Raw genomic sequence first — 25,385 nt, 5'->3', positions numbered from 1 at the left:
GTTTTTTCGGACAAAAGGAATCGGTATTCATGCTTTTTACCCTAAAAAAAATAGTTGGCGGCCTGTTGCTGCCCTTGCCTTTGCTGCTTTTGTTAATGGCGGTCGGGCTTTTGCTGCTTTGGTTCTCACGCTGGCAAAAAAGCGGGAAAACGCTTGTTTCCGCCGCATGGATTATGCTTTTTTCTCTGAGCCTGCAGCCGATAGCGGATAGTTTGCTGCGTCCGCTGGAGCAGCGTTATCCCACCTATAATCAAACCGATCCCGTGGCGTTTATTGTGGTGCTTGGCGGCGGCTATACCTGGAATCCAGCCTGGGCGCCGAGCTCCAATCTGATTGGCAACAGCCTGCCCCGCGTAACTGAGGGCGTAAGGCAATGGCGAATGCACCCTGGCGCTAAGATGATTTTTACCGGCGCGTCCGCGTTATCCAATCCCGTCAGCAATGCCGAAGTCGCCGCCCGGGTCGCGCGCTCTTTGGGAGTGCCGTCGGCGGATATCATTCAACTCGACCAGCCACGGGATACGGACGAGGAGGCGCTGGCGGTGAAACAGATCGTGGCACAGCGTCCTTTTCTGTTAGTGACTTCTGCCAATCATATGCCGCGCGCCATGACGTTTTTCCATCATCAGGGCCTGATGCCAATTGCCGCACCGGCAAATCAGATGGCAATCGATTCGCCGCTTAACTGGTGGGAGAAAGCGTTGCCTGCGCCGCTGTGGCTAAGTCATAGCGAACGTGCGGTCTATGAAAGGCTGGGCGCGCTGTGGCAGAGTCTGAATGGGAAAACCGCCGCGGATGGCACGATATCGCAGGCTGCGCCTTTAGCGGATAAGCGGGAGTAGAGAGCGGAAACGCCCGTGTCAGTGTGACAGGGAGGAAAGGCAAAACAAAGGGAGAAACCTGAAGGAGACTCCCTTCGCTGGCAACGTCTGTTTAGCGTAACGCCTCACGAACGCGAGCCAGATCTTCAGCCGTGTCAACGCCTGCGGCTGGCGTTGTCGCTGCGACATCGACATGGATCTTTTCGCCATACCAGAGTACGCGCAGCTGCTCCAGCAGTTCGATCTGTTCCAGTTCGCTGGGCTCCCAGCTTACGTAGCGACGAATAAAACCGGCCCGGTAAGCATAAATACCGATATGACGCAGCAGGCTGCCGCCAATAGTGTCACGCGACTGTGCAAAGCGCTCACGATCCCAGGGAATGGTAGCGCGAGAAAAATAGAGCGCATATCCCCGCGCATCGCGGACTACTTTCACCGCATTGGGATTAAAGGCTTCCTCAGCATCGGTAATTGGCACCGCCAGCGTTGCCATGCCCGCCTCGGACTCAGCCAGATTTTCAGCAACCTGACGGATAATTTCAGGCGGAATCAATGGCTCATCGCCCTGCACGTTAACAATGATGGTGTCATCGGCAAACTGATACTGTTCGATCACTTCAGCCAGCCGCTCGGTACCCGATTGATGATCGGGCCGCGTCAGGCAAACTTCGCCGCCTGCCGCGGTAACTGCCGCCGCCACGTCGGGATGATCGGTGGCAACAATAACGCGATCTGCGCCCGACTGCAGCGCTCGCTCCATCACATGCACCACCATCGGTTTACCGTGAATATCAACCAGCGGTTTACCGGGTAAACGTGTTGATGCAAAACGAGCCGGAATGATGGCGACAAAACTCATGGATGTATCTCATCTGCAGAGAGCGTACGGGCTTCGTTTTCCAGCAGCACCGGAATGCCGTCGCGCACCGGATATGCCAGGCCATCTGGTTTGCAGATAAGTTCCTGCTGCTCTTTGTTGTAGTAGAGCTTGCCGTTACAGACCGGACAAGCAACGATTTCAAGTAAACGGTGATCCATGTTTCCTCCGTAATGCACCGAAGCCTCAGGATGGCAAGCATAACACAGCCGCTGAATGGGCGATAATGTCACGCTTGCGTCGTTAGCGGCCAGTGGGTTCCCATGAGCTGTAACAGCTTATCGGGCCCTTTTTCTATTCTGACCTGCTCAGCGCCCTGCCAGCGGGCAAAGCGATCGATAGCTTTACGCATGTCATTCACCAGGCCTGCGCCAACCCGGGTTTTGTCTTCCAGCCATACGTTCTTAATCTGTAAGCAACGCTCGCGGCGTAACATTTTCGCATCCAGCCGGGCCTTGAGTGCGCCACGATGCAGTAACGGCAAGGTAAAATAACCATAAAGGCGCTTTGCTTCAGGCGTATAGCACTCCAGCCGATAATTAAAATCAAATAGCGCCAGTGCGCGGCGTCGATCCCAGACCACAGGATCAAAAGGAGAGAGAATAGCCGTATGGGTGGCTTTCAGCGGCTTTTCTAATAATGCCGCACTCTCATGATGCAGCCACATCTCGCCCATATCTTCCACCGTTACCGCGACGACAAAGCCCTCTTCCTGCCAGCGTGGCATCAGCTCTTTTAACGCAACGCGTTTCAGGCGGTAATAGTCCGGTAACCACTCGGCGCGAAACAGCCCCAGGCTCCGGGCGCTGTTGCGTAACATCTGTTCCCGGGCATCTTTTTCGCTAAGCATATGCAATGCATCATCCCATTCCGGTAGCACCCGTTGCCGCAGATCATAAATACGCTGAAAATTTTGTCGGCCAGTAACCATCAGCTCCCCGGCGGTAAACAGATTTTCCAGATGTCGCTTATGCGGCTTCCACGCCCACCAGCCTGGCTGATGTCCGGGCGTCGTGGCAAAATCAGCAGAACGTACCGGGCCGTGGGTGGCGATATGTTGAAGCAGGTTCGCCACTTCATCAGCATGTTGCCTCATCCATTCAGCGCTGTATTTCCAGCCCATTTTTTCTGGTTGCAGCATTCGGTGGCGCAATAAGGGGTAATCTTCAGCAGGAATAAAACAGGCTTCATGCGCCCAGTATTCAAACAGACTGCCGGAAGCCAGAGCCTGCTCCAGCCAGATGGCAGGATAATCGCCCAGGCGGCTAAACAGGACCAGATAAGGACTACGCGCGACGACATGAATGGTATCGATTTGCAGCAGCGACATGCGCCGAATTATTGCCAGCAAATCGTTGTAGGTGGCCTGACGTGCAGGTGGATGCAGCAACCCTTGCGCAGCAAGATGCAGGTTACGGGCAGTCTGGCGGGAAAGAGAAACGGGTGCCATCAGCTTTTCCTTTCATTCGGATAGCACCAGTTTAGTGGCTCTGCTCAACGCTGTTAAACCGCTAACGGCACAGCGCGATAATTTTTTGCAGTAGTGGCTCTGCCGTCGTGGAGAAATGCGCTCTAACCGGCAAATACCACCAGTTCTCATGAGCGAAAGCCCGGCACTTTACCGCATCCTTTTCCGTCATGATCAAGGGTTCATTGTTCGGAGTCAGCGCTGTCAGGCTCGCTTCGCTGTAGGCCTGATGATCGGCAAAAGGGATGGCCTGGATAACCTCAACCCCATGCTGACGCAGCGTAGAGAAAAAGCGCGGCGGATGTCCGATACCCGCCATCGCCACCACCGGCGATAAGGCTGCTGCCTGACGGCTGGCCCCGGTCTTCAGGTTTATCGCTTCGCCCGGCTGAAGCGTCATTGACAGCTCGCCTTGCCTGGCCTCTCCACCGTTAATAATCACGGCATCCACCTGTTGCAACCGGCTGGCGCGCTCACGCATCGGGCCGGCAGGTAACCACCAGCCGTTGCCGAAGCGCCTTTCGCCATCGACCACAACAATTTCCATATCGCGTGCCAGCGCATAATGCTGTAAACCATCATCAGTCACGATCAGATCCAGCGGACCGGCGGCGAGCAAGGCTTTAACCGCATCACTGCGTACCGGCGCGACGGCAACCGGGGCACCGGTACGCTGAGCGATCAGTACTGGCTCATCGCCCGCTTCCAGCGTCGAGGTTGCAGCGTTCAGCAGTAGCGGATAACGCTCGGCCTTGCCGCCATAGCCACGTGAGACTACGCCGACGCGCAGCCCCCGCTGCTGCAGTTGCTCCACCAGCCAGATAACCACCGGCGTTTTACCGTTACCGCCTGCAGTGAGATTCCCCACCACTACCACCGGAACCGGCGCACGCCAGGCGTGACGCAGGCCAAGGCGATAGCTCAGCCGGATAAGGCTGGCGATCAGCCCATACAGCAGGCTGAACGGCAACAGCAGCAAATAGAGCGCCGAGCGACCGCTCCAGATACGCTCAATCATTGACCAAACTGCATCTTATGCAGCTGCGCATAGGCGCCCCGCTGGCTAAGCAATTCATCATGCGTGCCGCGCTCAATAATCTGTCCATCCTCAACCACCACGATTTCATCAGCTTTTTCGATAGTGGAGAGGCGGTGCGCGATAACCAGCGAAGTACGGTTTTTCTGCAGTTCATCCAGCGCGGTCTGGATAGCACGTTCAGATTCGGTATCCAGTGCCGAAGTCGCCTCGTCAAGAATCAGGATCGGGCTGTCACGCAGCAGCGCGCGAGCTATGGCGATACGCTGACGCTGTCCGCCGGAAAGCAGAACGCCGTTCTCACCAATAACGGTATCCAGGCCGTTATCCATTTTGCGGATAAAGTCCATGGCATGTGCCATTTCGGCGGCCTTTTCGATCTCCTGGCGGTTATAGACGTCGTTTCGCGCGTAGGCGATGTTGTTAGCAATGGTATCGTTAAACAGATGAACATTTTGCGAGACCAGCGCAACCTGATTACGCAGAGAGCGCAGAGTATATTCACGCAGATCGTGACCATCCATCAGGATCTCCCCCTGCTGGATATCGTAAAAACGCGTCAGCAGGCTGGCGATGGTCGATTTACCCGAGCCGGAACGTCCGACCAGCGCCACGGTTTTACCTGCCGGGATGGTCAGATTGATATTACGCAGTGCCGGGAGATCGCGACCTGGGTAGCAGAACGTAACGTTACGGAATTCGATATCCCCTTTCGCTCGTTCAACTTCACGCTTGCCGGTATCCACTTCCTGCTCGCTATCAAGAATAGAGAACAGCGTCTGACAGGCGGCCATGCCGCGTTGAAACTGAGCATTCACATTGGTTAATGACTTTAACGGACGCATCAGCGCAATCATTGAAGAAAAGACCACGGTGATGGTGCCTGCCGTCAGGGTATCCATTACGCTGGGGAAGCTGGCGGCATAAAGCACAAAAGCCAGCGCCAGAGAAGCGATCAGCTGAATGATAGGGTCGGAAATAGATGAAGCAGAAACCAGCTTCATTCCCTGATGACGCATGCGGTTGCTGACTTTATCAAAACGCTCCGCTTCCACATCCTGACCACCGAAAATCAGTACTTCTTTGTGCCCTTTCAGCATCTGCTCAGCGCTGGTGGTTACCTGCCCCATGGTGTTCTGCATATTTTTACTGATGCTGCGAAAACGTTTGGAGACGGTACGAATCGCTATAGAAACAATCGGTGCGAGCACAATCAGGATCAGCGACAGCTGCCAGCTGTAGTAAAACATCATGATAAACAGGCCGATAATCGACGCGCCTTCGCGTACTACGGTAACCAGAGCGCTGGAAGAAGAAGAGGCAACCTGTTCAGAATCATAGGTTATACGCGACAGCAGTGTCCCGGTGGACTGCTGATCGAAAAAGGAGACCGGCATTCCCATCATATGATTGAATAAGCGACGACGCATATTCATGACAACATTGCCGGAAACCCATGAAATACAGTAGCTTGAAATATAACTCGAGACGCCGCGAATCAACATCAGGCCGATTACCGCCAACGGCATCCACATTAAGACCGATTTATCGGCCTTACCAAAGCCTTCATCCAGTAAAGGTTTCAGCAATGACAGCATAAGGGTATCGCCTGCCGCGTTGATGATAAGCGCTACGGCTGCCGCAATCAGTCCCGCTTTATGCGGTGCGATCATCGGCCAAAGGCGACGAAAAGTCTGCCATGTTGAGAGATCTTTATCTTGATGCATTATTTAACCAGCATTGTTTGAAATAGCCGCTCATTTTACCTGGATTCGCTCTGTACGCCAAACCACTGATGATACCAGCGGGGCATTATTTGTTCTCTTAACCCCTTGACTTGCCATCCATCATGATAAAAACCCACGCTAAGCTGCCCGGAACGCGAAGTATCGCGCCAGTAATAGCCATTTTTACGATAGCGCCCGATAACCTGAACCGAAGGCAAACGCCAGGTGTTATAACGCGCCACCGAAGCAAGCGCCACGCTTCCCTTAACATTGCGTAACAGCGCTGCGGTCGATGAGGTCTTGCTGCCATGATGCGGCACCTGAATAATATCGGCCTGTAGCGCCAGACGATCGCGTCGCAGTAGCGCTTTTTCCGCAGCCGCTTCCACGTCGCCCGTCAACAGTACCCGGTAGCGTCCATCATCAATCCGCACCACACAAGAGTCATTATTATTGCCATGCTCGCTTGTCGCCAGCGGCCACAGTACATCAAAAGTCAACTGCTGCCATTGCCAGCGCGTTCCCGCAATACAGGGTTGATGTCCTGGCAAGGTAAGCGCGCTACGTACCACTGCCCCAGGCCAGGCCTGCTGCATATCAGCTAATCCCCCCATATGATCGAGGTGCTGATGGCTGATAATGATTTCATCCACCGACAGACCGTGCCAGTTTAACCATGGCAACAGAGTTTGCCGGGCGGCGCTTCCTCCAGGCCAGCGATTGCCGGTGTCATACACCAGCGCGTGTCCATTTTGCGAGATAACAATTGCCAGGCCATGACCAATGTCGAGCATATCCAGCCGCCACTCAGGCTCAACACGGGTGATATGCCACAGCGCGGGCAGACAGCAGGTAGCAATTAACGCCGCCGGCGCGCGTCGCCACCATCCCAGACGAAAAGCGATAAAAAGTAGCCAGATGATAAAGCTGGCGATCAGCGCCTTTTTCCCCAGCCATAGCCATCCCTCCGGCAAAAGGGTTAAGAGATAAAAGGTTAGCGCAAGAGAGCGATCGGCCATCCACCAAAGCGGAAAGGCAAGCCAGCTGGCGGGCATCACCATCGCCAACAACAAGGCCGGCACCGTGATAAAAGAGACCACGGGTATAGCCAGCAGATTAGCTGGCAGAGAGGACAAACTTACGCCATGAAAGATATAAATCTGAATGGGGACCAGTAACAGCAACATCCCCAACTGCAAATGCATGAGTTGCAGAAGCATCCAGCGCTTGCGCCAGCGCCAGCGGGCAGGCAATGGAAACCACTGAAACCAAAACAGCAAAATGGCTACCGCCACGGCCGAAAGCCAAAAGCTGTCCGACAGAACCGCCATGGGATCAACAAACAGGATCCCGCCCACGCAGATCAGCCAAATTTGCCAGCTGCTGCAGTTGATCGCCTGAAAGCGCACCAGCGTCCATAGTGTTAACGCACTCATGGCCCTTATAGCCGGTGGGCTATTGCCTGCCAGCCAACAGTAGATTGCGGCGACGCACAGGCTGAACGATAGCGGCAACGCATAGCCTATGCGCCATGTCGGCAACAAATATTGTAAGGCTCTGGCCGCCAGCCATCCCAGCGAGGCAGCCAAACTGATATGCATACCGGAAATGGCCATTAAATGCGCAATTCCGGTATCCCTCAACAGAGCGCGGGTGTCAGCATTAACCTCTTGCCGATCGCCAAAGAGCAAGGCAGTCATTACACCGTGCCAGGGCAGATGCTGATATTGCTGCTGAGCATGGTTCATCAGGCGCTGACGCCATGAACAGTCGCTACTGAGCAATCTTGCAGCCAGCAGTCTGCCCTGTAGCGGCGTATGATTAGCCAGAGCGAATCGCTGGGCGTCAAAACCCCCTTCGTTTAAGCGCGCATGTACCGGGCGCAGACGCAGCGTCATTTCCCAACGTTGCCCCATACACCATTTCTGCTGAAACTTATCTGCTGTTACGCTGGCATAAACCGGGGGAAATATCCGCTGATTATCATACTCAACTATTTTTACCTTTAGCTGTGCCTTATCATGCCGAACCTGAGCGATCTCTGCGGGTACCTTAATGATCCCTTCAGTTAATTTAGCAAGCGGTTCCGTGGCCTGGCGTGCGGCCAGTAATGCCCAGACCATTAATATCCCAGCGGTTGCCAAATAGCGTAACGCCCGCTGCGGCAGCATGAAAAACGTCAGCGCTGCAATTAGCATACAGACCAGGCTGTTATGTTCCGGCAACTGCGCCAAAAACAGCAGGGGCAATGTCGCGAGCGTGGCTAATAAAGCCAGCACATGGAGAGAATACGGCATGGTTTCATCCTTATGAACGAAGGATGAGTATGCCGAATTGACAGGCTACGCACAGCGGAAAGCTGGCATTGCTGAAAGCAATGACGCAAAGAAATTCCTGGGTTTACAAAGGTTGTCGGCTCGCTGTGAACATGCGCGCATTCACTGAATCGAAAGCAAAAAAAAACGACACAACGTGTCGTTTTTTTATATATCGTCATTTTACTTTAGCCGTAAATGTTCGCACGATCGCGCAATTCTTTACCGGGTTTAAAATGGGGAACGTATTTACCTTCCAGTTCCACCTTATCACCAGTTTTAGGATTGCGGCCAACGCGCGGCGCACGGTAATGCAAAGAGAAACTGCCAAACCCCCGGATTTCGATGCGTTCACCCTGAGCCAACGTAGTGGCCATATGCTCAAGCATCTCTTTTACCGCATCCTCTACGGCTTTCGCCGGGATATGAGTTTGCTGGGCCGCAAGTCTTTCAATAAGTTCTGACTTGGTCATTAATCCTCCGGTTAATCCCTGTGGGAATGGTCTGACAGCTTGCTACAGGAACCGGGCGCCCAAAGGCGACCCGGAGCCTGAAGACGATTATTCGCCTTTAGCTGCTTTGAATGCTTCAGCCATAGCGTTAGAGAAGTTGCTCTCTTCCTGTTTGTTGTTAACAGTAGCGATAGCATCTTTTTCGTCAGCTTCGTCTTTAGCACGTACAGACAGGCTTACAACACGGTTTTTACGATCAACGCCAGTGAATTTCGCTTCAACGTCATCACCAACATTCAGAACCTGAGTTGCGTCTTCGATACGGTCGCGAGAAGCTTCAGAAGCGCGCAGGTAGCCTTCAACGCCGTCTGCTAATTCAACTGTAGCACCTTTAGCGTCAACTGCAGTTACTTTACCAGTAACAATTGCACCTTTCTTGTTCAGAGAGATGTAGTTGTTGAACGGGTCTTCTGCCAGCTGCTTAACGCCCAGGGAGATACGCTCGCGCTCTGCGTCAACCTGCAGAACAACAGCGGCGATTTCGTCACCTTTTTTGTACTCACGAACCGCTTCTTCACCAGTCGCGTTCCAGGAGATGTCAGACAGGTGAACCAGACCGTCGATGCCGCCTTCCAGGCCGATGAAGATACCGAAGTCAGTGATTGACTTGATTTTACCTTCAACACGGTCGCCCTTGTTATGGGTTTCCGCAAACTGCTGCCATGGGTTGGATTTGCACTGTTTCAGGCCCAGAGAGATACGACGACGTTCTTCGTCGATATCCAGAACCATCACTTCTACCACGTCGCCAACGTTAACAACTTTGGACGGGTGGATGTTTTTGTTGGTCCAGTCCATTTCAGACACGTGTACCAGGCCTTCAACGCCTTCTTCGATTTCAACGAAGCAGCCGTAGTCAGTCAGGTTGGTCACGCGACCGGTCAGTTTAGTCCCTTCCGGATAACGTTTAGCGATAGCTACCCACGGATCTTCGCCCAGCTGTTTCAGGCCCAGAGACACACGGGTACGCTCGCGATCGAACTTCAGCACCTTAACGGTGATTTCGTCGCCAACATTGACGATTTCGCTCGGATGCTTAACGCGTTTCCACGCCATGTCAGTGATGTGCAGCAGGCCGTCAACGCCGCCCAGGTCAACGAAGGCGCCGTAGTCAGTGAGGTTCTTAACGATACCTTTGACTTCCATGCCTTCCTGCAGGTTTTCCAGCAGCTGGTCGCGTTCTGCGCTGTTTTCAGATTCGATAACGGCACGACGAGAAACAACAACGTTGTTGCGCTTCTGATCCAGCTTGATTACTTTGAACTCAAGCTCTTTGCCTTCCAGGTGCAGCGTATCGCGCACTGGACGCACGTCAACCAGAGAACCTGGCAGGAACGCACGAATACCGTTCAGCTCAACAGTGAAGCCGCCCTTGACTTTGCCGTTGATCACGCCAGTTACAGTTGCAGCTTCTTCGTAAGCTTTTTCCAGCATCAGCCATGCTTCGTGACGCTTCGCTTTCTCACGAGACAGCAGGGTTTCACCGAAGCCGTCTTCTACTGCATCCAGAGCAACGTCAACTTCGTCACCAACCTGGATTTCAATCTCGCCCTGGGCGTTCTTGAACTGCTCAGCCGGAATGGCGGACTCAGATTTCAGACCGGCGTCAACCAGTACGATATCTTTGTCGATAGCAACAACAACACCGCGAACGATGGAACCCGGGCGGGTTTCGATTTCTTTCAGGGATTCTTCAAACAGTTGAGCAAAAGATTCAGTCATATTTAATCTTTAGATAGGTAAATTTAACGTCCACCTGACTTCCTGCCGGATGGGGTTGTTTAACATGCCTGATGACGTTCCTTATCACCAGGTTATTACATCTGTTCAGCCGCCAGCCTACGATAATGCCAGTTTTTCACGGGCATAATTGAGCGCGGTATCAATCACCTGCTCAATACTCATGCTGGTTGAATCCAACACTAGCGCATCTTGCGCGGGTACCAGCGGCGCAATAGCTCGGTTACGGTCGCGCTCGTCGCGCTCCTTTATCTCGGCTAAAAGGCGTTCAAAGTTAACACTAAAGCCCTTCTCCTGCAACTGTAGCATACGACGGTGTGCACGCTCTTCGGAGCTGGCGTCCAGAAAAATTTTTACTGGCGCATCGGGGAAAACCACCGTGCCCATATCACGACCGTCGGCAATCAGGCCTGGCGCATCGCGAAACGCACGTTGACGACGCAATAACGCCTCACGTACCCGAGGAAAGGCCGCCACTTTCGAGGCCGTATTGCTCACTTCCTGCGTACGGATTTCACCCGTTACATCTTCGCCTTCCAGAATGACCGCCATTTCCCCATCGGTAGAGATAAAGCGCACATCTAAATGCGCGGCGATAGGCACCAGCGCCTCTTCTGATTCGATATCTACCTGATGATGAAGCGCTGCCAACGCTAATACGCGATAAATAGCACCAGAATCAAGCAGATGCCACTGCAGCGCCTCAGCCATTGCCTTGCAGAGCGTGCCTTTGCCCGCGCCGCTTGGACCATCAATGGTAATTACCGGGGCTGTTGCCGTCATTTTATTCTCCTGTCGCTGCTGGTCGTTCTTATTGCTACCTGCATTCATAAGTCGCGGCATATTATACGCTGCAATCATTAAGAACGTTATCTTTAAGGACAGACAGGCACCAAATAATCTTCTTTTTAGGAACTTCCGCTCACAGATAAAATAACGTAACGGTTCAGCCGCCACCGCTTAAATCTGCGCTGACGGCCTTTTTTCAGGCTAAGGTGCTGATAGCCGCCAGACGTTCAAAGTAGTCCGGAAAAGTTTTTGCCGTACATTTTGGATCAAGGATGGTAACGGCAGTATCAGAGAGCGCTACCAGCGAGAAACACATCGCCATGCGGTGATCGTTATAGGTGCCGATGTGTGCTGAAGTAAGATGTTGCGGAGGTGTAATACGGATAAAGTCATGGCCCTCTTCTACTTCAGCGCCGACTTTACGTAGTTCGGTAGCCATCGCAGATAACCGATCGGTTTCTTTCACCCGCCAGTTATAGATATTGCGTAATACCGTTGTGCCCTCAGCAAATAACGCCGCAGTAGCAATGGTCATTGCCGCATCGGGGATATGGTTCATATCCAGATCCACAGCCTGTAATTTATCACGTGTACAGGCAATATAATCATCACCCCACTCGATTTTAGCGCCCATTTTTTCCAGCACGTCAGCAAAACGGATATCGCCCTGTACGCTATTACGCCCCACGCCGGTAACGCGCACCGTACCGCCTTTTATCGCGGCGGCGGCAAGAAAGTAAGAGGCAGAAGACGCATCGCCTTCCACCAGATAGTTGCCGGGTGAGATATAACGCTGCTGCCCACGAATCGAGAAGCGTTGGTAATTACTGTTTTCTACCCTGACGCCAAAGGTATTCATCAGATGCAGCGTAATATCAATATAGGGTTTGGATACCAGCTCGCCTTTGATCACAATATGGGTGTCCTGCGCTGCCAGCGGCGCAGCCATCAGCAGAGCCGTTAAAAACTGGCTTGAGACGCTGCCATCTACGCTCACTTCGCCGCCGACGAAACCGCCATGAATATGTACCGGCGGATAGTCGTTCTGCTCGAGATAATCAATTTGCGCGCCGCCCTGACGCAGCGCATCAACCAGGTGACCGATGGGGCGCTCTTTCATGCGTGGCTCGCCGGTCAGAACAATGTCATTGCTGCCCAGGCAGAGCGCCGCAGCCAGTGGACGCATAGCGGTTCCGGCGTTGCCCAGGAACAGCTCCAGCGCCTTTTCCGCTTTTAGCGGCCCGCCGACGCCGTTAACTTCACAGACGGTACGATCTGCTGACAGCTTATAGCCAACGCCTAAAGCGCCAAGCGCATTAAGCATATGTTTAACGTCATCGCTGTCCAGGAGATTAGTCAGGCGTGTCGTTCCCTGAGCCAGCGCAGCCAGCAGTAAGGCGCGGTTAGAAACGCTTTTTGAGCCAGGCAAATTTACCGTGCCGTCAACGCGGACTATAGGTTGTAGTGTCAGGGATTCCTGCATGTGAAAACTTCTCTCCGTAAAGCCAGTACAAGAAAACCTCGTGCCAGGACGAGGTTTGTAGAAAATATGAAACCGGGATCAGCCGTGCCGACGTTCGAAATCAATCATGAAATCGGTGAGGACTTTTACGCCTTCCAGCGGCATAGCGTTATAGATAGACGCGCGCATTCCGCCGACAACGCGATGCCCTTTCAAAGCATGCAGCCCGGCGGCAAAAGATTCTTCAAGGAAAAGTTTATCCAGCGCGGCATCAGCCAGCTGGAAAGGCACATTCATCCGTGAACGGTTGCTGACGGCAACGTCATTGCGATAGAAATCACTACGGTCAATAACGCCATACAGCAAATCGGCTTTGGCCTGGTTGATTTTATCCATTTCGCTGATGCCGCCATGCTCTTTCAGCCATTTAAATACCAGACCAGAAAGGTACCAGGCAAAAGTCGGCGGGGTATTGTACATAGAATCATTGTCCGCCAGCGCTTTATAATTCAGTACGCTGGGCAGCGTCTGCTGGGCGCTGCCCAGCAGATCGTCACGTACAATGACCAGCGTCAGCCCGGCAGGGCCAATATTTTTCTGCGCTCCGGCGTAGATAACGCCGTAACGACTGATATCCAGTGGACGAGAAAGAATGGTGGAAGAGAGATCGGCCACCACGATTTTATCGCCAAAATCAGGTTGTTCATCAATGGCAAGGCCATCGATGGTTTCATTTGGGCAGAAATGAACATACGCAGCCTCATCGCTTAATGCCCATTCGCGCATAGGCAGTAAAGCGCGCTTGCCATCAACCTGAATCTTCGCGTCAATCACGTTAGGCGTACAGTATTTTTGTGCTTCCTGAACAGCGCTATGCGCCCAGTAGCCGCCGTCGATATAGTCTGCGGTTTTGGCCGCGCCCAACAGATTCATCGGCACTGCGGCAAACTGCGCGCGTGCGCCGCCCTGACAGAATAAAACTTTATAGTTATCGGGGATTTTCAGCAGATCGCGCAGATCTTTTTCTGCTTCTTCTGCAACCTGAATAAACTCCTTGCTGCGATGGCTGATCTCCATCACGGAAGTGCCCAATCCATTCCAGTTGCAAAGCTCTTGTTCTGCACGGCGAAGCACTTCTACCGGCAGCATTGCCGGACCGGAGCTAAAATTATAAATCTGCGTCATTTCCCGTCACCACTGTCAGATCTGTTGATTATGAATAGGCTATCGGTTTTATCACTGCCTTCGGCATGCTGCAAACATTTATCCGGGCGCGATCACATTTTCCAGTGGCCTGCCGCAACAGCTTGTATGGCGAAAGCAAAGCAGCACGATATTTTGTGAGGTTCCGCGCTGAGTGAAATTATTGAACCAGTAAGAAAATGGTAATTTTGCCATAATAGCAGCGACGAAATCGCTGTCCGCTAATAGCGCCAGCGCCGGAAAGTACGTATCATTGCGCGCTTTACGCTCAACCAACATCATATAGTAGGCTACATGACTCAAACCTTTATCCCCGGCAAAGACGCCGCGCTGGAAGATTCCATTACCCGCTTCCAACAGAAGCTGCAGGACTTTGGTTTCAATATTGAAGAGGCCTCCTGGCTGAATCCCGTGCCCCACGTCTGGTCGGTGCATATTCGTGACCGCGATTGCCCGCTTTGCTTTACGAATGGTAAAGGCGCAAGTAAGAAAGCTGCGCTGGCCTCCGCGTTGGGTGAGTATTTTGAACGCTTGTCGACAAACTATTTCTTCGCTGATTTTTGGTTAGGCGAGACGATTGCTAACGGCGAGTTTGTTCATTATCCCAATGAAAAATGGTTCCCGCTGCCGGATGATGACAGCCTGCCGGAAGGTATCTTGGATCCGCGCCTGCGTGAGTTTTACGATCCGGAAAATGAGCTGAGCGCCAGCGATCTTATCGATTTGCAGTCGGGTAATGCCGAGCGCGGGATCTGTGCCCTGCCCTTTACCCGTCAATCTGACGAGCGGACGGTGTACATTCCGATGAATATCATTGGCAACCTGTATGTCTCTAACGGCATGTCCGCGGGCAATACGCGTAATGAAGCACGCGTACAGGGCCTCTCGGAAGTGTTTGAACGTTATGTGAAGAACCGCATTATTGCAGAAGCGATCAGTCTGCCGGCGATCCCGCAGAATGTCCTGGATCGCTATCCGGGCGTTGTTGAAGCCATCAATAGTCTGGAAGCAGAAGGTTTCCCAATTTTTGCTTATGACGCCTCGTTAGGCGGCAAATATCCGGTTATTTGTGTTGTGTTATTTAATCCGACCAACGGCACCTGCTTCGCTTCATTCGGTGCTCATCCAGATTTTGGCGTGGCGCTGGAGCGTACCGTAACAGAGCTGCTGCAGGGTCGCAGCCTGAAGGATCTGGATGTTTTTACTCCGCCGACTTTCGATGATGAAGAGGTGGCGGAACATGCCAACCTGGAGACGCACTTTATCGATTCCAGCGGTTCAATCTCATGGGATTTGTTCAAAGAAGAGTCTGACTATCCGTTTGTAGACTGGCGCTTTGACGGCAGCACAGAACAAGAATTCGCGACGCTGATGGCTATTTTCAAGGCTGAAGATAAAGAAGTCTATATTGCGGATTATGAGCATCTGGATGTTTACGCCTGTCGCATCATTGTTCCGGGCATGTCTGATATTTATCCGGCGGAAGATCTGCTGCTGGCAAATAACAATATGGGCGCAGGCCTGCGTGAAACGGTGTTAGCGTTGCCTGGCAGTCAATGGGATCAAGCAGATTATCTGGCGCTGATCGAGCAGTTAGATGAAGAAGGACATGATGATTTTACTCGCGTCCGTGAGCTGCTTGGCCTGGCTACCGGTAAAGATAATGGTTGGTATACCCTGCGTATCGGCGAGCTAAAAGCGATGCTGGCTCTGGCCGGCGGCGATCTTGATCAGGCGTTAATCTGGACTGAGTGGACAATGGAGTTTAATGGTTCAGTCTTCTCTGCTGAACGCGCTAACTACTATCGCTGCCTGCAAACGCTCCTGCTGCTTTCCCAGGAAGAAGAGCGCGACCCGACCCAGTATTATCATGCCTTTGTCAGGATGTATGGTGCTGAGGCTGTTGAAGCCGCTTCTGCCGCTATCAACGGTGAGATGCCTTTCTATGGTCTGCAGCCTGTTGATCTTGATCTGCAGGCGTTCCCTGCTCATCAGGCTCTGCTGGCTGCTTATGAAAAGTTGCAGCAGGCCAAGCGTAATAACTGGAAATAAATAGCCCTGTTTTTCTGGAATCGAAGCCAGCTGATGAACCCAGCTGGCTTTTAAGTTAGCGCAATGTTGCCAATCGGTTATTTTAAATTTCAACTTACTAACATTTAATGAGTAATATTTTTTTATATAACCATTTCGCATTGTGCATTAAATGCCTAATTCAATTTTAAATGCATAATTTAAAATAAATTTTATTATTAATTATCAGCAACATAGATAGGAAAGCCGCGTATTTATTGCGACTAATCCTTTTCAGCCGCTCGGCTAATATGATCTAAATCAATTTTCACTAAATACTCCTTTGTTAGTATCTCTACGACAATATTTCATGGGAGTACGTTAGTGTGAATGCTGACAACCCTTTCAATTTATTATTGCCGCAGGCAATGGCGAAAGTCGCTGAAGAAGCGGGCGTTTATAAAGCCACAAAACATCCTTTAATTACCTTTTTTTTGGCCATTAACGCAGGCGTATTTATTTCCATTGCCTTCGTTTTTTATATTACCGCAACAACAGGCACGGCTGATATTCCTTATGGCCTGGCGAAACTGGTTGGCGGCCTCTGTTTTTCGCTGGGGCTTATGCTGGTCGTGGTGTGCGGTGCAGATCTGTTTACTTCAACCGTTTTAATTGTTGTGGCGAAAGCCAGCGGACGCATTAGCTGGGGTCAACTGGCTCGCAACTGGATAAACGTTTATATCGGTAACCTGTTTGGCGCGCTGTTTTTTGTCGGCCTTATCTGGTTTTCCGGCGAGCATGAAGTGGCTAACGGCGCGTGGGGATTGAATGTCTTACAAACCGCCGACCATAAAATGCATCACTCTTTCATTGAGGCTGTCTGCCTCGGTACGCTGGCTAACTTAATGGTTTGCCTGGCCATCTGGATGAGCTACTCAGGCCGCAGCCTGACAGACAAGATGCTTGCCATGGCCCTGCCCGTCGCGATGTTCGTTGCCTGCGGTTTCGAGCACAGCATCGCCAATATGTTCATGATTCCAATGGCAATCGTTATTCATGATTTTGCATCACCGGCGTTTTGGCAGGCAACGGGCGCAACGGCCGCACAGTTTCCAAACCTGACGCTGAGCCATTTCATCATGGATAACCTGATCCCCGTCACCATTGGCAACATTATCGGTGGTGGGCTGCTGGTAGGGTTAACCTACTGGGTTATTTATCTGCGCGGCAACGGTGCGCACTAGCAGTAACAGCATAACGAATTCGAGCCGACAGAGAATTTTCTGTTGGCTCCAAAAAAGAACTTTTATCAGAAGGTAGGTATATTATGACCGAGCTCAATGAGAAACTGGCTGCCGCCTGGGAAGGCTTTACCGCAGGTGAATGGCAGAAATCAGTTAACGTTCGCGATTTTATTCAGAAAAACTATACGCCGTATGAAGGAGATGAATCCTTCCTGGCCGGTGCTACCGATGCGACTACCCAGCTGTGGAACAAAGTGCTGGAAGGCATCAAAATTGAAAACCGTACCCATGCGCCGGTTGATTTTGATACCAGCGTTGCAGCAACCATCACTTCACATGATGCAGGCTATATCGATCAGAGCCTGGAAAAAATTGTCGGCTTACAGACTGACGCTCCGCTGAAACGTGCCATTATCCCCTTTGGCGGGATCAAAATGGTGGAAGGTTCCTGCAAAGCCTATAACCGTGAGCTGGACCCACAGCTGAAAAAAATCTTTACCGAATACCGTAAAACCCATAACCAGGGCGTGTTCGACGTTTACACTCCGGAAATTTTACGCTGCCGTAAATCTGGCGTGCTGACCGGTCTGCCGGACGCATATGGTCGTGGCCGTATTATCGGCGACTACCGTCGTGTCGCGCTGTACGGTATCGATTATCTGATGCAGGATAAATTTGCGCAGTTCACCTCCCTGCAGGACGATCTGATCAATGGCGTTAATCTGGAAGCGACTATTCGTCTGCGTGAAGAGATTGCCGACCAGCATCGCGCGCTGGGCCAGCTGAAAGAGATGGCAGCAAGCTATGGCTGCGATATCTCTCGCCCGGCAACCAATGCACGTGAAGCAGTACAGTGGACCTACTTCGGCTATCTGGCTGCAGTGAAATCACAAAACGGCGCAGCGATGTCCTTTGGCCGTGTTTCAACCTTCCTTGATGTCTTTATCGAACGCGACATGCAGGCAGGTAAACTCAGCGAGCAGGAAGCACAAGAGCTGATTGACCATCTGGTAATGAAACTGCGTATGGTGCGTTTCCTGCGTACACCTGAATATGATGAGCTCTTCTCTGGCGACCCGATTTGGGCAACGGAATCCCTGGCAGGTATGGGCCTGGATGGCCGTACGTTGGTGACAAAAACCACCTTCCGCTTCCTGAACACCCTGTACACCATGGGGCCGTCTCCGGAGCCGAACATGACTATTCTGTGGTCAGAACAGCTGCCGATTAACTTCAAAAAATATGCGGCTAAAGTCTCTATCGACACCTCATCCGTCCAGTATGAAAACGACGACCTGATGCGTCCGGACTTTGATAATGATGATTATGCCATCGCCTGCTGCGTAAGCCCGATGATTGTCGGTAAACAGATGCAGTTCTTCGGTGCTCGCGCCAACCTCGCCAAAACGCTGCTGTACGCAATCAATGGCGGCGTCGATGAAAAAATGAAAATGCAGGTCGGCCCGAAAGAAGCGCCGATCATGGACGATGTGCTGGATTTCGATACCGTAATGGCTCGTCTGGACCACTTTATGGACTGGCTGGCTAAACAGTATGTCACCGCGCTGAATATCATTCACTATATGCATGATAAATATAGCTATGAAGCTGCGCTGATGGCACTGCATGACCGTGACGTTTACCGCACCATGGCCTGTGGTATTGCCGGCCTGTCCGTAGCGGCAGACTCACTTTCAGCTATCAAATATGCCACAGTAAAACCGATTCGCGATGAAGATGGCCTGGCAACAGATTTTGAAATCGAAGGTGAATACCCGCAGTTTGGTAACAACGATCCGCGCGTTGATGATCTGGCCTGCGACCTGGTTGAACGTTTCATGAAGAAAATTCAGAAACTGAATACCTACCGCAACGCCGTACCCACTCAGTCTGTGCTGACCATTACTTCCAACGTGGTTTACGGTAAGAAAACCGGTAACACTCCAGATGGTCGTCGTGCTGGCGCACCTTTTGGCCCTGGCGCTAACCCAATGCATGGTCGCGATCAGAAAGGCGCGGTTGCCTCGCTAACTTCTGTCGCTAAGCTGCCGTTTGCTTACGCTAAAGATGGTATCTCTTATACCTTCTCTATCGTACCGAACGCGCTGGGTAAAGATGACGATGTGCGTAAAACTAACCTGGCGGGTCTGATGGATGGTTACTTCCATCACGAAGCGGCAATTGAAGGCGGTCAGCATCTTAACGTTAACGTTATGAACCGTGAAATGCTGATGGACGCGATGGAGCATCCGGAAAAATATCCGCAGCTGACCATTCGCGTTTCAGGTTATGCGGTACGTTTCAACTCGCTGACTAAAGAACAGCAACAGGATGTGATTACACGTACTTTCACCCAGTCGCTGTAATCGCTCCTTGTGCTAATAAAAGGCTCCTGCGGGAGCCTTTTTACCAGCAGCCTGGTTTGCCAGAGATCTATACTGGGGTCATCTGGCAAAACAGACTTACTTAACGCAGCAGCCATTAAAGACTGCGTCACCTGCCAGGCAGGTTCACTTTGGAGAACACATCGCAATGTCATCATCCGTCGGTCGTATTCACTCATTCGAATCCTGTGGCACCGTTGATGGCCCAGGCATCCGCTTTATCACTTTTTTTCAGGGCTGCCTGATGCGCTGCCTTTACTGCCATAATCGCGATACCTGGGATACCCATGGCGGGAAAGAGGTTACGGTAGAAGAGCTGATGAGAGATGTTCTTTCTTATCGCCATTTCATTAACGCCTCCGGTGGCGGCGTTACCGCTTCAGGTGGTGAAGCGATACTGCAGGCCGCTTTTGTTCGCGACTGGTTCCGCGCCTGTAAGGCGGAAGGCATTCATACCTGTCTTGATACCAACGGCTTTGTACGTCGTTACGATCCGGTAATTGATGAGCTGCTGGAAGTGACCGATCTGGTGATGCTCGATTTGAAACAGATTAATGACGATGTTCATCAGATTCTGGTTGGCGTCTCTAATCATCGCACCCTGGACTTTGCTCGCTATATTGCTAAAAAAGGCATCCGAACCTGGATACGCTACGTCATCGTGCCGGGCTATACCGATGACGACGACTCCGCGCATCGCCTTGGCGAATTTACGCGCGATATGCAAAACGTCGAGAAGATTGAACTGCTTCCCTATCATGAGTTAGGCAAGCATAAATGGATCGCCATGGGGGAAGAATACAAGCTCGACGGGGTTAAACCGCCCAGGGCTGACACGATGGAACGCATCAAACATATTCTGGAAGGGTACGGTCATAAGGTCATGTATTAATCCGTAAACCACTAAAAAGGGCGACTTCACCGTCGCCCTTTTTTATACTGATTATGCCTGCGCCACAGGTGTAATATGATGGTCTGCTTTACGCAGCAGCATAACCAGATAGATGAACGCAACGGCCGCTATCATCACGAACAGTAAGCGATCGGAGTAGTTTTGCATCAGCATCGCCGTCATACTCGGCCCTGCCAGGCTGCCAATGGTATAGCTCAGCAGCAGAGCCTGATTCATCGCCACCAGTTCATGGTGCTTGACCGTCTCGCATGCCCATGACATGGCTACCGGATAAAGCGTAAAACCGGCAGCGCCCAGGATAAACAGTGCCGGAACCATAGCCATATTGCTGAGCATGGCAATCGAGCCAAGGATCACAATAAACACCTGCACGCGCAGCACCAGCAGACGACCGTAACGATCGGCCATACGCCCTACCGGCCACTGCCCTACGATGCCCGCGCTCACCAGTAACGCCATCCAGTAGCCGACGTTAGCGTCGCTGATCCCCTGATGAGAAAGATAAAGCGGCATCAGGCCATACAACGAGCCAAGTACAATGCCGGAAATAATACAACCGTTGATGCCAAGCCGTGAACTGCGGCGACGGAGCATTGGCCACATGCGAGCCGGGGCGCCATCTTCCTCACTCGCGGTAGCGGTAATTTTCATAAAGATAACCGGCAGTACGCCAGCGACAATCACGGCGGTGATCCAGGGCAAGACGTTCAGCAATTCGGTAGAGACTTTACTTACCAGCAACTGACCGGCCACCGTGCCCAGGTAGTAAACAATCATATAGGCAGCCAGCAGCTGACCGCGATTACGCAACGTGCCGCTACAAAGCAATGCGCTTTCCACTACCACCCAAATCCAGGCGCAGCCAATACCTGCCACCAGACGCCAAAGCGTCCAGCTCCAGAAGCCCTCATTCATCCCCAGCGCCACCGTGGCGACAGCAAAAACCAGCGAAGCAAAATAGTAGCTGCGATTAAATCCATAGTGTTTAATCAGCCAGCCCGCCAGTAAAGTCCCGATAAGATTACCTGTGTAATAAGATGAGCTAACCATGCCTACCTGCCAGGTGGGCAGATTGTCGTGTGTCAGCCACAAAGGCACCAGAGTATTAAGTACGGCAATAGAAACTGTCAGCAGCAGCAGGCCGCAGAGCAACAGCACAACGGGACGAGACCAGGTGAACATTGGCTAAATCACAGGGAAGAAAAGAGAAAGTGCGCGAATATTGCCACTCTTGTTTTTAAAGTCAATCAGCCCGATTTACACGCCGCACAATTTGCCCTGGGCCGATTTAATATTTTTATCCTGAAAGGATTTTTGCAGAATAAAGTTTATACAGAAAAAGAAATCCGCCCTTGTAAATCAGGGGATTATATTTATTGCTGCGAAAGATAACGATATATTTATTTTAATAAAAAAAAGCCCGCCGGAATTAGCGGCAGGCCTGATAGTTCACGAAAAGTATTAACCAATCATGGTTAATCCGCCCATATAAGGGCGCAACACTTCTGGTACTTCGATACGGCCATCAGCCTGCTGATAGTTTTCCAGCACCGCCACCAGCGTACGACCGACTGCCAGGCCTGAGCCATTCAGCGTGTGAACCAGACGCGGTTTCTTATCATTCTTACTGCGGCAGCGTGCCTGCATACGGCGAGCCTGGAAATCCCACATATTAGAGCAGGAAGAGATCTCGCGGTAAGTATCCTGCGCCGGCAGCCAGACTTCCAGATCGTAAGTCTTCGCCGCGCTGGCACCCATATCACCGGTGCAGAGCAGCACTTTACGGTAAGGCAGATTCAACAGCTGCAGCACTTTTTCTGCATGGCCCACCAGCTCTTCCAGTGCCTGCATGGAGTCTTCCGGACGAACAATCTGCACCATCTCAACTTTATCGAACTGGTGCATACGGATCAGTCCACGCGTATCACGGCCATAGGAGCCAGCTTCAGCACGGAAGCAAGGCGTATGGGCGGTGAGTTTAATCGGCAGGGACTCTTCCTCAACGATCTCGTCGCGGACCAGGTTGGTCAGCGGCACCTCGGCAGTTGGGATCAGCGCATAGTTGCTGCTGTCTGATTCTTCTTCCAGCGGGCGGGTATGAAACAGGTCTTCGCCAAATTTAGGCAGCTGTCCGGTACCAAACAACGTGGCATGGTTAACCAGATAAGGCACATAGGTTTCAGTATAGCCATGCTGCTGCGTATGCAGATCGAGCATGAACTGACCCAACGCACGATGCAGACGCGCAATCTGCCCCTGCATGACCACAAAACGGGAACCGGTCAGCTTAACAGCAGCGGCGAAATCCAGTCCTTTTGCCATTTCGCCAAGGTCAACGTGGTCACGTACCGGGAAATCATACTGGCGCGGCTCGCCCCAGCGCAGAATTTCCTGATTTTCAGTCTCATCTTTGCCCAGCGGCACCTCATCTGCAGGCAGATTCGGTAAAGCGAGAGAAAAATCACGGATTTGTTGCTGCAAGATATCCAGTTCGGCTTTAGCCGCATCCAGACGCTCGCCCAGCGCGTTAACTTCCTGACGCAGCGGCTCAATGTCTTCCCCGCGCGCTTTAGCCTGCCCGATGGATTTGGAACGCGCATTACGCTCAGCCTGCAGGTTTTCCGTTTCTACCTGCAACACTTTACGGCGCTCTTCAAGAGAGAGCAGCGTTTCCACATCCAGTTTAAATCCTCGGCGTGCCAGTTTTTCTGCGACTGCGTCTGGCTCGTTACGCAGCAGATTGGGATCGAGCATGCTTATCCTGTGCTTACTGTGATTAAAAAAAGGTTTTGAACCAAAGCGTTCCTTCAGGATCCACCCGGCTATTGCGCTAACCTTACCGCAACGTCTGGGTTAGCGGTAGCGTTTTGTCGGGCTATTTTGATCCTGTTCCGCAAGCCAGGCGAGCTTTTCGCCAATTTTACCTTCCAGCCCGCGACTGGTGGGCTGGTAGTAACGCGTTTGCGCCATCTCAGCAGGGAAATAGTCTTCGCCGGCGGCATAGGCGTTCGGCTCATCGTGCGCATAGCGATACGCCTTGCCCAATCCCATCTCCTTCATTAATTTCGTCGGTGCATTACGCAGATGTTCCGGCACATCAAAATCGGGTTTTTCACGCGCATCGCGCAGCGCGGCCTTAAAGGCGGTATACACCGCATTGCTTTTCGGTGCGCAGGCCAGATAAACAATCGCCTGGGCAATAGCGCGTTCGCCTTCTGCCGGGCCGACGCGGGTAAAACAATCCCATGCGGCAATCGCCACCTGCATCGCTCGTGGATCGGCATTTCCTACATCTTCAGAAGCGATGGCCAGCAGACGACGCGCAACGTAGAGCGGATCGCCGCCCGCCGTAATGATACGGGCATACCAGTAGAGCGCAGCGTCAGGAGCAGAGCCGCGTACTGATTTATGCAACGCTGAAATCAGGTCGTAATAGCGATCGCCTTTATTATCAAAGCGCGCTGCGCGTTCGCCGGATACCTCATTTAACAGCTGCGGCGTTAATTCCCGTTTGCCCTGCGCATCGCTTTCGGCCATATCCGCCATCATTTCCAGCGTATTCAGCGCGCGGCGCGCATCGCCATTCACCAGTTCGGCAATCATCCGGCGGGTTGAGTCAGGCAGGACGATATCCTCTTTGCCCAGCCCGCGCTCTTTATCGGTTAGCGCCTGCTGCAATACCGTTTCGATATCCTCTACCGTCAGGGATTTCAGCAGATAAACGCGCGCGCGCGATAACAGCGCGGAATTCAACTCAAAGGATGGATTTTCCGTGGTTGCGCCAATAAAGGTAATGGTGCCGTCTTCTATATGGGGTAAAAACGCATCCTGCTGGCTTTTATTGAACCGATGCACCTCATCTACAAACAGAATGGTGCGCCGCCCTGCCTGACGATTCTGACGTGCGCGTTCAATCGCTTCGCGTATCTCTTTAATGCCGGAGGTAACGGCAGAAATCCGTTCGACGTCGGCATTGCCGTAACGGCCAATCAGCTCAGCCAGCGTGGTTTTTCCGGTGCCGGGCGGGCCCCAAAGGATCATTGAATGAAGATGGCCTGCTTCAATAGCGCGCGTTAGCGGCTTATCCGGGGCCAACAGATGCTGCTGTCCGATATACTGTTGCAGCGTGGTTGGCCGCATACGCGCGGCCAACGGTTGAAACTGCTCGGAAGAAAAATCAAGGGAGAGATTACTCAACTCAACCTCACTGACGTTGATCGTCTACCGTCACCCCTTTCGGTGGCGTAAAGGTAAATTTATCCGCGCTGACCGGCCCATTATTTTGGCTTTTCAGCACGTAGCTGCTGCGCTGTCCATCCTGCTCAATGGCGCTGAACTGATTAATGGTGCCGTTACCAGAAACGTTAATCATAAACTGCTTGAGGTTACCGGCGTCTGTTTTCGGCGTCAGTTCAAAATTATCACCCTGCTGTTTCACATTATACTGTTTCCAGTCGCTGCTTTGATTACGGGCAATCAGCATAAACGGCGTATTACTGGTGGCACTGTTCAGCCAGGTAGCGCTGACCTGCTCCACGAAAGGATTGTAAAACCACAGGGTTTTACCGTCTGAAATAATAACGCTCTCATCCGGTGCGGTCATATGCCAGTTAAACAGGTTGGGACGTTTTACCCACATTTCCCCTTCACCTTCCTGAACATTCGAACCGCTGCTGTCGGTAACCTTCTGGCTAAAGCTGGCGTGGAAGCTGCTGACTTTATCCAGACGTTGCTGTAATTCACTGGAAGCATCGGCCAGCGCACCGGCGGAGGTCAACGCTGAAAGTAAACCGCAAGCAAGTACTAATTTTTTCATGACTACCGATTCCTTTTTAAGTCGTTATATTCCGCATCAGGCGGCCTTATTACACATTAGACTGACAA

The 25,385-nt window shown here is 52.1% G+C and carries 21 protein-coding genes; 5 read left to right on the top strand and 16 right to left on the bottom strand.

Going from position 1 to position 25,385, the window contains the following annotated elements; translation table 11 throughout:
* Positions 1-29 precede the first annotated feature (29 nt).
* On the top strand, positions 30-842 hold the full coding sequence (elyC, locus tag ACQE3Z_RS13980; protein ID WP_426974241.1) for an envelope biogenesis factor ElyC: 813 nt from the start codon (positions 30-32) through the stop codon (positions 840-842).
* Positions 843-933: 91 nt separating this feature from the next.
* Here the strand turns inward: elyC and kdsB are convergent, their stop codons facing one another.
* The 12 genes from kdsB to ACQE3Z_RS13920 all read right to left on the bottom strand — a co-directional run bounded on the left by kdsB (position 934) and on the right by ACQE3Z_RS13920 (position 14,232).
* Positions 934-1,680: a 3-deoxy-manno-octulosonate cytidylyltransferase gene (gene kdsB / locus ACQE3Z_RS13975; protein WP_250652269.1), complete on the bottom strand. Its 747-nt coding sequence runs from the start codon at positions 1,678-1,680 to the stop codon at positions 934-936.
* The gene (locus tag ACQE3Z_RS13970; protein WP_038627028.1) at positions 1,677-1,859 is read right to left on the bottom strand and encodes a Trm112 family protein; all 183 of its coding nucleotides are present in this window, start codon (positions 1,857-1,859) and stop codon (positions 1,677-1,679) included. The genes kdsB and ACQE3Z_RS13970 overlap by 4 nt, the downstream gene beginning before the upstream one ends.
* A 68-nt stretch (positions 1,860-1,927) precedes the next feature.
* Entirely contained in the window at positions 1,928-3,148 is a 1,221-nt protein-coding gene (locus tag ACQE3Z_RS13965; RefSeq protein WP_426974240.1) for a winged helix-turn-helix domain-containing protein, read from the bottom strand.
* Between the two features lie 61 nt (positions 3,149-3,209).
* A complete protein-coding gene (lpxK, locus tag ACQE3Z_RS13960) occupies positions 3,210-4,184 on the bottom strand; it encodes a tetraacyldisaccharide 4'-kinase (protein WP_250652267.1) in 975 nt (324 codons plus the stop codon).
* Positions 4,181-5,929 carry a lipid A ABC transporter ATP-binding protein/permease MsbA gene (gene msbA / locus ACQE3Z_RS13955; protein ID WP_426974239.1) on the bottom strand — a complete coding sequence of 583 codons (1,749 nt, stop codon included), beginning with the start codon at positions 5,927-5,929 and terminating at the stop codon, positions 4,181-4,183. Before msbA ends, lpxK begins: the two co-directional genes overlap by 4 nt.
* A gap of 35 nt (positions 5,930-5,964) precedes the next feature.
* Complete coding sequence (locus ACQE3Z_RS13950; protein WP_426974238.1) at positions 5,965-8,226, bottom strand: ComEC family protein; 2,262 nt, start codon at positions 8,224-8,226, stop codon at positions 5,965-5,967.
* Positions 8,227-8,432: 206 nt separating this feature from the next.
* Positions 8,433-8,717 (bottom strand): integration host factor subunit beta, encoded by a 285-nt coding sequence (ihfB, locus tag ACQE3Z_RS13945; protein ID WP_038627039.1) that lies wholly within the window; start codon positions 8,715-8,717, stop codon positions 8,433-8,435.
* A gap of 87 nt (positions 8,718-8,804) precedes the next feature.
* Positions 8,805-10,478, bottom strand: a complete 1,674-nt coding sequence (rpsA, locus tag ACQE3Z_RS13940) for a 30S ribosomal protein S1 (protein WP_085067418.1) — start codon at positions 10,476-10,478, stop codon at positions 8,805-8,807.
* 117 nt (positions 10,479-10,595) lie between these two features.
* Positions 10,596-11,279 (bottom strand): (d)CMP kinase, encoded by a 684-nt coding sequence (gene cmk, locus ACQE3Z_RS13935; RefSeq protein WP_085067419.1) that lies wholly within the window; start codon positions 11,277-11,279, stop codon positions 10,596-10,598.
* Between the two features lie 202 nt (positions 11,280-11,481).
* Entirely contained in the window at positions 11,482-12,768 is a 1,287-nt protein-coding gene (gene aroA, locus ACQE3Z_RS13930; RefSeq protein WP_426974237.1) for a 3-phosphoshikimate 1-carboxyvinyltransferase, read from the bottom strand.
* A gap of 78 nt (positions 12,769-12,846) precedes the next feature.
* Positions 12,847-13,932: a 3-phosphoserine/phosphohydroxythreonine transaminase gene (gene serC, locus ACQE3Z_RS13925; RefSeq protein ID WP_426974236.1), complete on the bottom strand. Its 1,086-nt coding sequence runs from the start codon at positions 13,930-13,932 to the stop codon at positions 12,847-12,849.
* Between the two features lie 78 nt (positions 13,933-14,010).
* Positions 14,011-14,232 carry a hypothetical protein gene (locus ACQE3Z_RS13920; protein ID WP_426974235.1) on the bottom strand — a complete coding sequence of 74 codons (222 nt, stop codon included), beginning with the start codon at positions 14,230-14,232 and terminating at the stop codon, positions 14,011-14,013.
* Between the two features lie 12 nt (positions 14,233-14,244).
* Between ACQE3Z_RS13920 and ycaO the strand changes: the two genes are divergently transcribed.
* The 4 genes from ycaO to pflA all read left to right on the top strand — a co-directional run bounded on the left by ycaO (position 14,245) and on the right by pflA (position 20,480).
* Complete coding sequence (gene ycaO / locus ACQE3Z_RS13915) at positions 14,245-16,002, top strand: 30S ribosomal protein S12 methylthiotransferase accessory factor YcaO (protein ID WP_426974234.1); 1,758 nt, start codon at positions 14,245-14,247, stop codon at positions 16,000-16,002.
* Positions 16,003-16,346: 344 nt separating this feature from the next.
* Positions 16,347-17,204, top strand: a complete 858-nt coding sequence (gene focA / locus ACQE3Z_RS13910; protein WP_426974233.1) for a formate transporter FocA — start codon at positions 16,347-16,349, stop codon at positions 17,202-17,204.
* Positions 17,205-17,287: 83 nt separating this feature from the next.
* Entirely contained in the window at positions 17,288-19,570 is a 2,283-nt protein-coding gene (gene pflB, locus ACQE3Z_RS13905) for a formate C-acetyltransferase (RefSeq protein WP_250652259.1), read from the top strand.
* A 166-nt stretch (positions 19,571-19,736) separates the two neighbouring features.
* Complete coding sequence (gene pflA, locus ACQE3Z_RS13900; RefSeq protein ID WP_426974232.1) at positions 19,737-20,480, top strand: pyruvate formate lyase 1-activating protein; 744 nt, start codon at positions 19,737-19,739, stop codon at positions 20,478-20,480.
* Between the two features lie 51 nt (positions 20,481-20,531).
* On the opposite strand, the gene ACQE3Z_RS13895 is transcribed toward pflA, so the two are convergent.
* The 4 genes from ACQE3Z_RS13895 to lolA all read right to left on the bottom strand — a co-directional run bounded on the left by ACQE3Z_RS13895 (position 20,532) and on the right by lolA (position 25,317).
* The gene (locus ACQE3Z_RS13895; protein WP_426974231.1) at positions 20,532-21,683 is read right to left on the bottom strand and encodes an MFS transporter; all 1,152 of its coding nucleotides are present in this window, start codon (positions 21,681-21,683) and stop codon (positions 20,532-20,534) included.
* A gap of 279 nt (positions 21,684-21,962) precedes the next feature.
* Positions 21,963-23,255 (bottom strand): serine--tRNA ligase, encoded by a 1,293-nt coding sequence (gene serS / locus ACQE3Z_RS13890; RefSeq protein WP_085067428.1) that lies wholly within the window; start codon positions 23,253-23,255, stop codon positions 21,963-21,965.
* Positions 23,256-23,354: 99 nt separating this feature from the next.
* A complete protein-coding gene (locus ACQE3Z_RS13885) occupies positions 23,355-24,698 on the bottom strand; it encodes a replication-associated recombination protein A (RefSeq protein WP_250652256.1) in 1,344 nt (447 codons plus the stop codon).
* A gap of 7 nt (positions 24,699-24,705) precedes the next feature.
* The gene (gene lolA / locus ACQE3Z_RS13880; RefSeq protein ID WP_085067430.1) at positions 24,706-25,317 is read right to left on the bottom strand and encodes an outer membrane lipoprotein chaperone LolA; all 612 of its coding nucleotides are present in this window, start codon (positions 25,315-25,317) and stop codon (positions 24,706-24,708) included.
* Between the last annotated feature and the right edge of the window lie 68 nt (positions 25,318-25,385).

The sequence above is a fragment of the Pantoea sp. FN0307 genome, from assembly GCF_050113815.1.
Taxonomy (GTDB): Bacteria; Pseudomonadota; Gammaproteobacteria; order Enterobacterales; family Enterobacteriaceae; genus Mixta; species Mixta alhagi.
The sequence above is the reverse complement of the archived record's forward strand: the minus strand, read 5'-3'. Positions and strand labels throughout refer to the sequence as shown.

Excerpts from the sequence above, each read along its gene's own strand:
- serS (WP_085067428.1), bottom strand. The coding sequence starts at position 23,255 with ATGCTCGATCCCAATCTGCTGCGTAACGAGCCAGACGCAGTCGCAGAA.
- serC (WP_426974236.1), bottom strand. The coding sequence starts at position 13,932 with ATGACGCAGATTTATAATTTTAGCTCCGGTCCGGCAATGCTGCCGGTA.
- msbA (WP_426974239.1), bottom strand. The coding sequence starts at position 5,929 with ATGCATCAAGATAAAGATCTCTCAACATGGCAGACTTTTCGTCGCCTT.
- ihfB (WP_038627039.1), bottom strand. The coding sequence starts at position 8,717 with ATGACCAAGTCAGAACTTATTGAAAGACTTGCGGCCCAGCAAACTCAT.
- kdsB (WP_250652269.1), bottom strand. The coding sequence starts at position 1,680 with ATGAGTTTTGTCGCCATCATTCCGGCTCGTTTTGCATCAACACGTTTA.
- ACQE3Z_RS13970 (WP_038627028.1), bottom strand. The coding sequence starts at position 1,859 with ATGGATCACCGTTTACTTGAAATCGTTGCTTGTCCGGTCTGTAACGGC.
- ACQE3Z_RS13950 (WP_426974238.1), bottom strand. The coding sequence starts at position 8,226 with ATGCCGTATTCTCTCCATGTGCTGGCTTTATTAGCCACGCTCGCGACA.
- lolA (WP_085067430.1), bottom strand. The coding sequence starts at position 25,317 with ATGAAAAAATTAGTACTTGCTTGCGGTTTACTTTCAGCGTTGACCTCC.
- cmk (WP_085067419.1), bottom strand. The coding sequence starts at position 11,279 with ATGACGGCAACAGCCCCGGTAATTACCATTGATGGTCCAAGCGGCGCG.
- elyC (WP_426974241.1), top strand. The coding sequence starts at position 30 with ATGCTTTTTACCCTAAAAAAAATAGTTGGCGGCCTGTTGCTGCCCTTG.
- lpxK (WP_250652267.1), bottom strand. The coding sequence starts at position 4,184 with ATGATTGAGCGTATCTGGAGCGGTCGCTCGGCGCTCTATTTGCTGCTG.
- aroA (WP_426974237.1), bottom strand. The coding sequence starts at position 12,768 with ATGCAGGAATCCCTGACACTACAACCTATAGTCCGCGTTGACGGCACG.
- ACQE3Z_RS13965 (WP_426974240.1), bottom strand. The coding sequence starts at position 3,148 with ATGGCACCCGTTTCTCTTTCCCGCCAGACTGCCCGTAACCTGCATCTT.
- ycaO (WP_426974234.1), top strand. The coding sequence starts at position 14,245 with ATGACTCAAACCTTTATCCCCGGCAAAGACGCCGCGCTGGAAGATTCC.
- pflB (WP_250652259.1), top strand. The coding sequence starts at position 17,288 with ATGACCGAGCTCAATGAGAAACTGGCTGCCGCCTGGGAAGGCTTTACC.
- ACQE3Z_RS13895 (WP_426974231.1), bottom strand. The coding sequence starts at position 21,683 with ATGTTCACCTGGTCTCGTCCCGTTGTGCTGTTGCTCTGCGGCCTGCTG.
- ACQE3Z_RS13920 (WP_426974235.1), bottom strand. The coding sequence starts at position 14,232 with ATGATGTTGGTTGAGCGTAAAGCGCGCAATGATACGTACTTTCCGGCG.
- rpsA (WP_085067418.1), bottom strand. The coding sequence starts at position 10,478 with ATGACTGAATCTTTTGCTCAACTGTTTGAAGAATCCCTGAAAGAAATC.
- pflA (WP_426974232.1), top strand. The coding sequence starts at position 19,737 with ATGTCATCATCCGTCGGTCGTATTCACTCATTCGAATCCTGTGGCACC.